The sequence below is a fragment of the Microbacterium lacus genome (assembly GCF_044794305.1).
Classification (GTDB): domain Bacteria; phylum Actinomycetota; class Actinomycetes; order Actinomycetales; family Microbacteriaceae; genus Microbacterium; species Microbacterium lacus_B.
This window is the reverse complement of record NZ_CP084996.1, coordinates 1,992,456-2,003,285: the sequence shown is the minus strand read 5'-3', so window position 1 is coordinate 2,003,285 and position 10,830 is coordinate 1,992,456. Positions and strand designations below refer to the sequence as shown.

Below are 10,830 nucleotides of genomic sequence, written 5' to 3'. Positions count from 1 at the left end.
GTCAGCGCGACACTCTGACCGGCATCGTCTCCCACCCGCGCAACGTGTTGTTGAGGTGGCGGCGGGGAGGTCCCATCAGTTCGATCGACTCCACCCGGTCGAGCAGCGCATCGAGAAGCGTCGTGGCCTCGAGCCGCGCGACGTGCTGCCCGACGCACTGGTGAAGGCCCATGCCGAAGCCGACGTGACCGGACGGGTCGCGCGAGAGGTCGAAGCGGGCAGGGTCATCCCAGCGTCGCGGGTCGCGGTTGGCGGCACCCAGGAACATCAGGACCTTGCGCTCGGGTGCGATGACAGTGTCACCGATGCGCGTCTCGGTGGTCGTCGTTCGAAAGAAGGTCTGCACGGGCGACTCGAGGCGAACGGCCTCTTCGAACGCGCGGGGGAGCAGGCTTCGGTCTGCGCGAAGCCGCTCCCACTGGTCAGGATGCGTCGCGACGGCGTGCAGGACGGCCGCAATGCCGGTGACGGTTGTATCGACCCCAGCCGTCAGCAGCGAACGGACCATGAGCGGAGCTTGCTCGGGCCTGATCTCTCCGCGGTCGGCCGCCGCCCAGATCTGAGCGCCGAACCCGGTCTCGGTGAGGTTCTCGCGCAGGCATTGCGAGGCGATCCATTCGATCGTCGGTCCGATCGTCTTCGCCGGTTCGGTCACGCGTTCGTTGCGCGGCCCGAACGCGTTGAAGGCAAAGTCGCCGTAGGGAAGCAGGTGCTCTCTGTGCTCGGTTCCGATTCCGACGGCATCGGGAAAGACCCGCAAGGGAAACGCTTCTGCCAGCGACTGGACCGCATCGAATTCATCGCCGCGTGAGAGAACGTCGTCGACGAGGGATGCAGCATCCGATCGCCAGTCACTTTCCATCGATCGCAGCCGTCGCGGTGACAGCAGCCTCTCGAGAACGGCGCGCGGTGAGTCGTGGCGCGGCGGGTCGGCTTCGAGAAGAAGGCTCGGCGGACGCCACGGCTTCTCGTGGGTGAAGTTGCTCAGGCCCACGCCCGCACCGGACTGGAGTGACTGCCAATCGATGAGCGCGCGGTGGACGTCGTCGTAGCGGGCGATGGCGTGCACGTCGTAGCGCGAGAGGTAAACCGCCGGTGCGAGCTCGCGCAGCTCTTCGTGAAAGACCAGCGGGTCCTCGAGGAACTCCGCAGAGAACGGATCGAGGTCTGACGTGGGGACGGTGGATGCGGCGAGAGTCATAGCTGCCTTCAGTTCGCAGGGGGTTAGAGATCAAGGACGAGTCGCGCGTCGAGGCTGCGCGAGACGCAGGGGAACATGCACGACGCTGCGCTGCGCTCGGCGTCGTCCAGCAGAGAGTCGCGGTGTTCGGGTCGGCCTGACAGCACGTCGGTCTCGCACGTGCCGCACACTCCTTGGGCGCAGGAGGTGAGGACCTCTACTCCGATACGGCGCAGCGCAGCGGTCACCGTCTCCTCGGCACGGACCGTCGTGGACGCGCCGGACCGAGATGCGACGACGTCGAATTTGATCGTCGTTGACGGAGGGGGAGTCGATGCCGCGAACCGCTCGGTCTTCGGGGCGAAGCCGCCGGGCGCGGCATCCCACTCCTCAACAGCGTCGAGAAGCCGCGTCGGACCACACGCGTACACCCGGGTCTCTGCGTCGGCCGGCCGCCACTCCTCGAGCATCGCCCGGCCCGCCTCGTCGGCGCAGTGAAGGCTGACGCGTCCCTCGAAGGGGGCAAGTTCGTCACGGTACGCGAGCGCGGACCGGGACCGCCCGAGGTAGAGCAGGCGCCAGTCGATCCCCAAAAGATCGGCTTGTCTCACCATCGGAAGAATTGGGGTGACGCCGATGCCGCCGGCGATGAAGAGGTACCGGGCGGCCGGAGCAAGCCGGAAGTTGTTGCGGGGTCCGCCGAATCCCACCGTCGAACCGACGGGCATGTTGTGGAGTGCGACCGACCCTCCGCGACCCGCGTCTTCACGCTGGACGGCGATCCCGTAGGTGTGCGCATCCCAGCGGTCGCCGCAGAGCGAATACTGTCGGGTCGTGCCGTCGGGGAGGATGACGTCGATGTGGGCGCCGGGCGACCAATCCGGCAGTCGAGCGCCGTCCGGACGGCGGAGGGTGAATTCCACAACGTCGTTCGCCAGGTGGCGTCGGTCGGTGATGATCAGGTGCACCGCGTTCCTCTTCTCTGAGGTGCCGGCAGCGTTGCCGGTGAGGACACGGTAAGTCCTCCGCAGCCGCGCGGTCGCGGCGGATTCCGTTGAACGGAATCTGGGCGTAGAGTCTGCGAGGGAGGTGGACATGGCTCGAGGGTCTGCGGGCGAGTCGGTGCTGCACAAGCACCTGCGAGTGCTCGAGACGTTTGATGCACTGCACCCATTTCTCACGCTGGCTGAGATTGCGGGTGCGGCGGGCCTGGCGCCCTCCACGGCACACCGCCTGGTCGGTGAGCTGGAACACGAAGGGCTCCTCGAGCGGCTCCCTGATCGCACCTACCGGCTGGGCGTGCGCCTGTGGGAGTTCGCGTCGCGGACTCCGGGAGCCCTGGGGCTCCGCGAGGTTGCGCGACCGTGGATGAACGCCGTGCACGCCCGCGTCGGGCAGCACACGCAACTTGGGGTGCTGAGCGGAACGGACGTGCTCTTCATCGAACGCATGTCGACGCGTGACGCGGTGGTGAACGCGACGATCATCGGAGGCCGCCTTCCGTTGCCGGTGAGTTCGAGCGGTGTGGTGCTGCTGGCACACGCCGATGAAGCAGTCGTCGATGAAGTAATCCGCACGGGATGGGTCATTCCGACTCGCCGCGCAATTCGCGATGGGGCTGAGCTGCGCGAGCGACTGCGTGAAGTGCGCGTACAGGGATTCGCGGTGATGGACGGACACATCTACGAGGGTTCCCGCGGAATCGCCGTACCCGTGCGTGGCAAAGGATCGACTGTCTACGCGGCGCTTGGAGTGGTGGTGCCGGTGACGGAGGCTTCTCCCGACGCCGTCATCGAGCTTCTCGTGATCGCGGCCGCGAGGATCTCACGTGCACTCGAGGAGGCACAGCTTGCGGGAGGTGTCGGCGCGTTGGTCACCACTTCTGAAGCATCCCTCGAGTATTTCGCCAGTCGCGGCTACTGAGACCGGTTGTGGACGTGACGCTCGTTGATGCATCCGGATGCTGCGGCAACGTGCCGAGGTAGGTTCGCTGTATGAGCTCATCCGCGCCGAACGCCGCGACACCGTGGGCGCCGTTCACGCCCGCGCAGATCGCAGACGTGCTCGCATCGGCATCGGCGCGCTGGTGGCTGTCTGGCGGAGTCGCCCTCGATCACTGGCTCGGTCGAGCGACCAGGGTGCGACCGAACGCGGACGTGTCGACGACGACGCAGGATCTGGCACCGCTCGTCGCCGGCCTTCCCGCGCACCTCTCCGCCTGGGTGCTCGTCGGTGGCGACATCATCCCGTTCCGTGATGCGCCGGAGGGCGAAGACCTTCAACCGGTCGATATTTTCGATGACGTCCAGGGCGCGTGGGTGTTGAGGGTGAACGTCGAAGACGGAACCAACGACGTGTGGATGTACCGGCGCGACCCGCGCCTGCAACTTCCCTGGGACCGTGCCGTGGTCGACGTCGACGGCATCCCGACCGGCGCACCCGAGGTGCAACTCGTCTGGAAGGCATTGCGCCCGCGGCCGGAGGACGATCTGGACAAGGATGCTGTGTTGCCTCAGCTGTCTGATGAAGCTCGGGCATGGTGGGAGCGAGCAATTCTCACCACGCATCCGCACTCGACCTGGTCGATCCATGTGCGCAGCCCGATGTTCCCGGCCAAGGCCAGTTGGAACCGCCCCTCCCGCTGATTCAGTCGCCCAAGAAATCGCCTGACGCCACAGCATCCTGAACCAGCCGGCGGAACCACGTCTGCGCGGGAGTCAAGCTCGTCTCGCGTCGCGAGTAGATCGCGACCGGGGAACTCTGCCCCGGCCACGGCAGTTCGGCGATCCGCAGGCCGGGGAACCAGCCGCAGAACACCTCGGCCACATGGCGCGGAAGCATGACCACGAGATCAGTCGACACGAGCACCGCGGGTACGGTGGCGTACTCCTCGACGGTGAGGGCGACTTGAGGCATGAGGCCGTGTTCGACCAGTGCCTGCAGCGGAAAAGTGTGACCGCCGCGCGCTGACACCCGAACGAAGCGACGGCCGGCGAACATGTCGGGCGCCGGTGCCGGGAGGGGGTGGTCTCGCGAAGAGAGTGCGACGTACTCGACCCCACGCACCGGCGTGCGCCAGAGCCGTGGTGTGCTCATCAGAGACACGGTGATCGCGACGTCGATCGCGCCGCGGACGACCTCTTCTTCGACCTGAGTGGCATCGAGCCTCTCGACCTGGAGGTGGAGGCCGGGTGCCTCATGGCCGATCGCGGCCATGATCGGCGGGAGGAAGGTCTGCTCGCCGATGGAGGTCAGCCCGAGGGTGAGTTCGCCGGTGAAAGTCGCGGGGGCAAAGGTGCGCGAGTCGTCGACGGTGGCGTCGATCTGTGCGAGCGCCTCATGGAGTGGCCCGAAGAGCTGGGTTGCTCGTGGGGTCGGCACCATCACGTGTCCTTCGCGACGGAACAGATCATCGGAGAAGCGTTGTCTCAGCCTTCCCAACGTGTAGCTGACGGTCGGTTGGGTGACGTGGAGACGCTCGGCAACGGCCGTCAGGTTTCGCAACTCGTACAGCACCACGAAGGTGCGCAGCTGGTTCAGATCGGCGAGGGACATGAATAGATGCTATCTATGCAGGGCGTCATCGGAATCTATTGGACTAGATGAAGTCCCCGACCTAAAGTCGGGAGTATCGAGGTTCGGCGCCGTTGCCGCGCATGTGCGCAGCCGGGGCCGCGCCCACACCGACAAGGACTCGCGATGATCATCGACATCCACGGTCACTACACGACCGCTCCCGCGGCGCTGGGTGAGTGGCGGGATCTGCAGATCGCCTTCGCCGAGAACGGTGGAGACGCGCCCGACCCGGCTGCCCTCCGCATCAGCGACGACCAGATCCGCGACACGATCGAGGCGAACCAGCTGAAGCTGATGGACGAACGCGGCAGCGACGTCACCGTGTTCAGTCCGCGCGCCTCTTTCATGGCACACCACATCGGCGACCTCGCCGTCAGTCAGACGTGGGCCCGCATCTGCAACGACCTGTGCGCCCGCGTGAGCGAGCTGTATCCCGACCGGTTCCTGATGGGCGCCATGCTTCCCCAGTCGCCGGGGGCTGCGCCCGAAACCACCGTCGCCGAGATCACGCGCGCGGTCGAAGAGCTCGGCGCGGTCACCGTCAACCTGAACCCCGATCCCTCCGGCGGCCTGTGGACCTCGCCGCCGCTCACCGATCGCTCGTGGTACCCGATCTACGAGAAGCTCGTCGAATACGCGCTCCCCGCGATGATCCACGTCAGCACCTCGTGCAAGCCACAGTTCCACACCACCGGCGACCACTATCTGGGCGCCGACACCACTGCCTTCATGCAGCTGCTCAAGGGCGACCTGTTCCGCGACTTCCCCGATCTGAAATTCGTGATCCCGCATGGCGGCGGCGCGGTGCCGTACCACTGGGGTCGGTTCCGCGGACTCGCGATGGCGCTGAAGAAGCCCGAGCTCGAAGAGCACCTGCTGGGCAACGTGTTCTTCGATACGTGCGTCTACCACCAGCCCGGCATCGACCTGCTCACCACCGTCATCCCCACCGACAACATCCTGTTCGCCAGCGAGATGATCGGCGCCGTCCGTGACGTCGACCCGCGCACCGGACACTACTTCGACGACACCAAGCGCTACGTCGACGCGACGCCGAATCTGACGGATGCGGAACGCGCGCAGGTGTTCGAGGGCAACGCCCGCCGCATCTACCCGCGCCTGGACCGCGCACTGACTGCCCGAGGGCTGTGAGGGAACTTCATGAGACTCAACGACTTGGGCATCGTCCGGACCAACATCGAGCGTCCCGACGCCGAAGCCGTGGCACGGCTGTCGCAGTTCGGTGTTGCGACCATCCACGAGGCGATGGGACGCGTCGGCCTGCTTCGCCCTTACATCCGGCCCATATACAAAGGCGCAAAACTGTGCGGTCCGGCCGTGACCGTGCTGTTGCAACCGGGCGACAACTGGATGTTCCACGTCGCCGCCGAGCAGGTGCAGGAGGGTGACGTCGTCATCGCAGGATGCACGACCGAGAGTGAAGACGGGTTCTTCGGTGACCTGCTGGCCACCTCGTTGATGGCACGCGGTTGCAAAGGACTCGTCATCGACGGCGGCGTCCGCGACGTCGCCGACCTCGAAGAGATGGGCTTCCCGGTCTTCTCGCGAGCGATCAACTCGAAGGGCACCGTCAAGGCCACCCTCGGCTCGGTCAACGTTCCTGTCGTCGTCGCGAACGCCCTCGTGAACCCCGGCGACGTCGTCGTCGCGGATGTCGACGGTGTGGTGGTCGTTCCTCGGCTTCTCGTCGCGGCGGTGGCCGACGCATCCGCCGCCCGCGAAGCGAACGAAACCGGCAAGCGCGAGAAGTTCCGAGACGGAGTTCTCGGTCTCGATCTGTACGGCATGCGCGAACCGCTCGCGGCCGCGGGCCTCACGTACGTGGAGGACTGAGCGATGGCGCACGGTGACACGAGCGGTGGCTTCACCAAGACCGCGGGCTGGCTCGACTGGTACGACGGCCCGTCACGCCCCTCGTTCGCTCTGCCCGAGGGTGCGGTCGACGCGCACTGTCATGTGTTCGGGCCCGGCGAGCAGTTTCCCTATGCGCCCGAGCGCAAGTACACCCCGTGCGATGCATCCGCGGATCAGCTCTTCGCCCTGCGTGACCAGCTCGGGTTCGACCGCAACGTCATCGTGCAGGCCACGTGCCACGGTGCCGACAATCGTGCGCTGGTGGATGCTTTGCGTCGCAGCGAGGGCCGCGCCCGCGGCGTCGCCACCGTCTACCGTGATGTGACAGCCGAAGACCTGGCCGAAATGCACGACGCCGGCGTCCGAGGCGTCCGCTTCAACTTCGTCAAGCGCCTCGTCGACCGCCTCGATACCGATGAGCTGGACGAGATCGTCGCGAAGATCGCGCCGCTCGGATGGCACGTCGTCATCTACTTCGAGGCCGAAGACCTGCCCGAACTGTACGGCTTCTTCTCTGCGATCCCGACCGACGTCGTCGTCGACCACATGGGCCGGCCCGATGTCACCAAGGACCCGGATGGGCCGGAGTTCGGACTCTTCTTGAGGTTCATGCGCGAGAACCCCAATGTCTGGACCAAGGTCTCGTGCCCCGAGCGGCTCTCGGTCGCAGGCCCCCGGGCTCTGGATGGCGAGCAGCACGCGTACACCGACGTCGTGCCCTTCGCTCGACGTGTTGTCGAGGAGTTTCCGGATCGCGTGCTCTGGGGCACCGACTGGCCACACCCGAACCTGAAGGACCACATGCCCGATGACGGGCTTCTGGTCGACTACATCCCTCAGATCGCGCTCACTCCCGAGCTGCAGACTGCTCTGCTCGTGGATAATCCCCGCCGACTCTACTGGCCCGAAGGAGAATGACATGGCTCTCGACAAGCCGTACAAGGACGTTCCCGGCACGACGATCTTCGATGCCGACCAGGCCCGAAAGGGCTACCACCTCAACCAGTTCTCGATGTCGCTCATGAAGCCGGAGAACCGCGAGCGCTACCTCGCCGACCGCGAGGCGTACCTTGACGAATGGCCGCTCACCCCGGTGCAGCGACAGGCGGTGCTCGACCTCGACCTCAACACCTGCATCGCCGAAGGCGGCAACATCTACTTCCTGAGCAAGATCGGTGCGACGCACGGACTGAGCTTCCAGCAGATGGCAGGTTCCATGACCGGAATGTCGGAGGCTGCCTACCGCGACATGATGATCGGTGGCGGTCGGCGCCCCGAGGGCAACCGCCTGAAAGACCTCGACGGGTGGACGCCTCCGCAGCGCGGCGAGAAGTCCGATGTCATGCGGCCGGAGGCCCCGGCGCGCTTCTCGTCTGCGCTCTTCACGTCACACGTTCCGGCGATCGGTGCGGCGATGGACCTAGGAAAGACCGAAGAGCCCTACTGGAAGAAGGTCTTCTCGGGCTACGAGTGGACGCGCCAGTGGGCGAAGGAGAACACCCCCGACGTCGTGATCCTCGTCTACAACGACCACGCGACTGCGTTCGATTCGTCGATCATCCCCACGTTCGTGCTGGGCACCGGAGCGCACTACCCCGTCGCCGACGAGGGTTACGGGCCGCGCCCCGTGCCCGATGTGAAGGGCTTTCCCGAGCTCGCCTCGCACATCGCGCAGTCGGTCATCCAGGATGACTTCGACCTCACTCTCGTCAACGAGATGGTCGTCGACCATGGGCTCACCGTGCCGCTCTCCCTCGTCTTCGGAGATGTGGAGGAGTGGCCGTGCAAGGTCATTCCGCTCGCGGTCAACGTCGTGCAGTATCCGGTTCCGTCGGGTCGCCGGTGCTACGAACTCGGCCGGGCTGTGCGCCGGGCGCTCGACAAGTGGGACGGTGAGCCGCTCAACGTGCAGATCTGGGGCACGGGAGGAATGAGCCACCAGTTGCAGGGACCCCGTGCCGGCCTCATCAACGAGGAGTGGGACAACGCGTTCCTCGACCACCTCATCGCCGACCCGCTCGGACTCAGCGAGTGGGACCACATGGAGTACGTCGACGAGGCCGGTTCCGAGGGCATCGAGCTGGTCGACTGGCTGATCGCCCGCGGCGCCATGGACGACCAGTTCGGCGGAGACGCGCCCGAGTTGAACCACCGTTTCTACCACGTGCCCGCATCCAACACCGCGGTCGGACACCTGGTGCTGTCCAACCCGACGGCCTGAGTACCATCCGCTGAGGAGGCAAAGAACATGACCCACGACAAAGTGCGGATCGCAGTCGTCGGCGCAGCCGGCGCGTTCGGAATGAAGCACCTGGACGCGCTCGCCGAGATCCCGGATGCCGAAGTCACGGTCGTCAGCGGCACTCGGCCGGAGCCGACTCAGGCGGTGGCCGACAAGTACGGCGTGCCGGTTGCGGTGCTGAGCTACGAGGCCGTTCTCGAACGGGACGATGTGGATGCCGTCATCCTGGCGACCCCGACGCAGATGCACGCCGCGCAGACGCAGGCGGCGCTCGCCGCAGGCAAGCACGTCCAGGTCGAGATTCCCTTGGCCGATTCGCTCGCCGACGCCGAAGCGACGCTCGCAGCGTCCGAGGCATCCGACCGCATCGCAATGGTGGGGCACACGCGCCGCTTCAACCCTTCGCATCAGTGGGTGCACAACAGGATCGCCGCCGGCGAGTTCGCGGTGCAGCAGATGGACGTGCAGACCTACTTCTTCCGCCGCACGAACACCAACGCCAAGGGTGAGGCGCGGTCGTGGACCGACCACCTTCTCTGGCACCACGCCGCGCACACCGTGGACCTGTTCGCTTACCAGGCGGGCAAGATCGTCCGCGCCAACGCCGTGCAGGGGCCGATCCACCCCGATCTCGGCATCGCGATGGACATGTCGATCCAGCTCGTCGCCGAGTCCGGCGCCATCTGCACGCTGTCGCTGTCGTTCAACAACGACGGGCCGTTCGGGACGTTCTTCCGCTACATCGGCGATACGGCGACCTATGTCGCCCGCTACGACGACCTTTACAACGGCCGGGACGAGCAGATCGACGTGTCGAAGGTGGCGGTGAGCATGAACGGGATCGAGCTGCAGGACCGCGAGTTCATCACCGCGATCCGTGAAGGGCGCGAGCCGAACTCGTCGATTCGCCAGGTGATCGACTGCTACCGCGTGCTGGGGGCCCTCGAGGAACAGCTCGCATGAAGATGCCCCGCATGGGGCTCGGCTGCATGTCGCTGAGTCACGCGTACGGCACCGCGCCACCGGTCGACGAGGGAATCCGTCTGGTGCGCGCGGCGCTCGACGACGGAATCCGGATGCTGGACACCGCCACGTTCTACGGCAACGGCCGCAACGAAGAGCTTGTCGGTGAGGCGATCGCCGGCCGGCGCGACGACGTGCTCCTCGCCAGCAAGGGTGGCATGGCCCAGGTGGACGGCAAGAAGAAGATCGACGGTCGTCCCGCGACGCTGCGCGCTCAGGTGGACGCATCGCTGCAGCGATTGGGCGTCGACCACATCGACCTGTACTACCTGCACAGGTGGGACAAAGGCGTGCCGATCGGCGAGAGCGTCGGAGCGCTCGCCGAGATGGTCGCCGCCGGCAAGATCGGCGCGATCGGACTGTCAGAGGTCTCAGTCCCGCGCCTGCGCGAAGCGCAGCAGGTCGCCCCGATCGCCGCGGTCCAGAATGAATACTCGCTCTGGAGCCGCAACCCCGAACTGGGGATGCTCGAGGCCACGCGAGAATCCGGGGCAGCACTCGTCGCGTTCTCGCCGACAGCGCGCGGGTTTCTCGCCGATGTCGTGCACGACCCCGACGAGTTCGTCAGCGGAGACATCCGGCGTGCGATGCCGCGCTTCCAGCCAGAGAACTGGCCGGCTAACGCTGCCCTGTTGCCGTCGTGGCGCGCGTTGGCGGTCGATGCCGGGTGCACGCCCGCGCAGCTCGCGCTTGCCTGGCTTCTCTCGCGCGGCGACCACGTCGTTCCGATTCCGGGGACGACGCGCATTGAGCACGCACGCGAGAACCACACGACGCTCAGCGTTCATGTCGACGCGGCAGTGCTCGAACGGGCGGGAGAGCTCATCAACAGCACCACCGTCACCGGGCCGCGGTATCCGGCACCTCAGGCGAAGGAGGTCGACGCCGAGACCTTCGATGCCGATCGTTTCGACGACGTGCCATGAGGGCGATT

The 10,830-nt window shown here is 66.2% G+C and carries 11 protein-coding genes; 8 read left to right on the top strand and 3 right to left on the bottom strand.

Annotated elements, in window-relative coordinates; translation table 11 throughout:
- Window position 1 precedes the first annotated feature (1 nt).
- Together LG299_RS09560 and LG299_RS09555 are read right to left on the bottom strand one after the other, a co-directional pair.
- Window positions 2–1,201, bottom strand: coding sequence for a cytochrome P450 (locus tag LG299_RS09560; protein WP_404429594.1), 1,200 nt, complete (start codon window positions 1,199–1,201; stop codon window positions 2–4).
- A 23-nt stretch (window positions 1,202–1,224) separates the two neighbouring features.
- Window positions 1,225–2,277: a PDR/VanB family oxidoreductase gene (locus LG299_RS09555; RefSeq protein WP_404429592.1), complete on the bottom strand. Its 1,053-nt coding sequence runs from the start codon at window positions 2,275–2,277 to the stop codon at window positions 1,225–1,227.
- On the opposite strand from LG299_RS09555, the gene LG299_RS09550 reads away from it, so the two are divergent.
- On the top strand, window positions 2,276–3,103 hold the full coding sequence (locus LG299_RS09550; protein WP_404429590.1) for an IclR family transcriptional regulator: 828 nt from the start codon (window positions 2,276–2,278) through the stop codon (window positions 3,101–3,103). The genes LG299_RS09555 and LG299_RS09550 overlap by 2 nt on opposite strands.
- A 71-nt stretch (window positions 3,104–3,174) precedes the next feature.
- Window positions 3,175–3,825, top strand: a complete 651-nt coding sequence (locus LG299_RS09545; RefSeq protein ID WP_404429588.1) for a hypothetical protein — start codon at window positions 3,175–3,177, stop codon at window positions 3,823–3,825.
- Between the two features lies 1 nt (window position 3,826).
- Here the strand turns inward: LG299_RS09545 and LG299_RS09540 are convergent, their stop codons facing one another.
- Window positions 3,827–4,735: a LysR substrate-binding domain-containing protein gene (locus LG299_RS09540; protein ID WP_404429586.1), complete on the bottom strand. Its 909-nt coding sequence runs from the start codon at window positions 4,733–4,735 to the stop codon at window positions 3,827–3,829.
- A 144-nt stretch (window positions 4,736–4,879) separates the two neighbouring features.
- Here LG299_RS09540 and LG299_RS09535 point away from each other — a divergent pair, with 144 nt between their 5' ends.
- The 6 genes from LG299_RS09535 to LG299_RS09510 are packed head-to-tail and all read left to right on the top strand — an operon-like array spanning window position 4,880 to window position 10,822.
- Window positions 4,880–5,908, top strand: coding sequence for an amidohydrolase family protein (locus LG299_RS09535; protein ID WP_404429584.1), 1,029 nt, complete (start codon window positions 4,880–4,882; stop codon window positions 5,906–5,908).
- Between the two features lie 9 nt (window positions 5,909–5,917).
- Window positions 5,918–6,610, top strand: coding sequence for a 4-carboxy-4-hydroxy-2-oxoadipate aldolase/oxaloacetate decarboxylase (gene ligK, locus LG299_RS09530; protein ID WP_404429582.1), 693 nt, complete (start codon window positions 5,918–5,920; stop codon window positions 6,608–6,610).
- Between the two features lie 3 nt (window positions 6,611–6,613).
- Window positions 6,614–7,549 carry an amidohydrolase family protein gene (locus LG299_RS09525; RefSeq protein ID WP_404429580.1) on the top strand — a complete coding sequence of 312 codons (936 nt, stop codon included), beginning with the start codon at window positions 6,614–6,616 and terminating at the stop codon, window positions 7,547–7,549.
- Window position 7,550: 1 nt separating this feature from the next.
- Window positions 7,551–8,852: a protocatechuate 4,5-dioxygenase subunit alpha/beta gene (locus tag LG299_RS09520; RefSeq protein WP_404429578.1), complete on the top strand. Its 1,302-nt coding sequence runs from the start codon at window positions 7,551–7,553 to the stop codon at window positions 8,850–8,852.
- 27 nt (window positions 8,853–8,879) lie between these two features.
- Window positions 8,880–9,836, top strand: coding sequence for a Gfo/Idh/MocA family oxidoreductase (locus LG299_RS09515; RefSeq protein WP_404429576.1), 957 nt, complete (start codon window positions 8,880–8,882; stop codon window positions 9,834–9,836).
- Window positions 9,833–10,822 carry an aldo/keto reductase gene (locus LG299_RS09510; protein ID WP_404429574.1) on the top strand — a complete coding sequence of 330 codons (990 nt, stop codon included), beginning with the start codon at window positions 9,833–9,835 and terminating at the stop codon, window positions 10,820–10,822. Before LG299_RS09515 ends, LG299_RS09510 begins: the two co-directional genes overlap by 4 nt.
- Window positions 10,823–10,830 lie beyond the last annotated feature (8 nt).

Bases quoted from the DNA above. Each gene is read 5' to 3' on its own strand.
- LG299_RS09515 (WP_404429576.1), top strand. From the start codon at position 8,880: ATGACCCACGACAAAGTGCGGATCGCAGTCGTCGGCGCAGCCGGCGCG.
- LG299_RS09545 (WP_404429588.1), top strand. From the start codon at position 3,175: ATGAGCTCATCCGCGCCGAACGCCGCGACACCGTGGGCGCCGTTCACG.
- ligK (WP_404429582.1), top strand. From the start codon at position 5,918: ATGAGACTCAACGACTTGGGCATCGTCCGGACCAACATCGAGCGTCCC.
- LG299_RS09535 (WP_404429584.1), top strand. From the start codon at position 4,880: ATGATCATCGACATCCACGGTCACTACACGACCGCTCCCGCGGCGCTG.
- LG299_RS09510 (WP_404429574.1), top strand. From the start codon at position 9,833: ATGAAGATGCCCCGCATGGGGCTCGGCTGCATGTCGCTGAGTCACGCG.
- LG299_RS09540 (WP_404429586.1), bottom strand. From the start codon at position 4,735: ATGTCCCTCGCCGATCTGAACCAGCTGCGCACCTTCGTGGTGCTGTAC.
- LG299_RS09550 (WP_404429590.1), top strand. From the start codon at position 2,276: ATGGCTCGAGGGTCTGCGGGCGAGTCGGTGCTGCACAAGCACCTGCGA.
- LG299_RS09555 (WP_404429592.1), bottom strand. From the start codon at position 2,277: ATGTCCACCTCCCTCGCAGACTCTACGCCCAGATTCCGTTCAACGGAA.
- LG299_RS09520 (WP_404429578.1), top strand. From the start codon at position 7,551: ATGGCTCTCGACAAGCCGTACAAGGACGTTCCCGGCACGACGATCTTC.
- LG299_RS09560 (WP_404429594.1), bottom strand. From the start codon at position 1,201: ATGACTCTCGCCGCATCCACCGTCCCCACGTCAGACCTCGATCCGTTC.
- LG299_RS09525 (WP_404429580.1), top strand. From the start codon at position 6,614: ATGGCGCACGGTGACACGAGCGGTGGCTTCACCAAGACCGCGGGCTGG.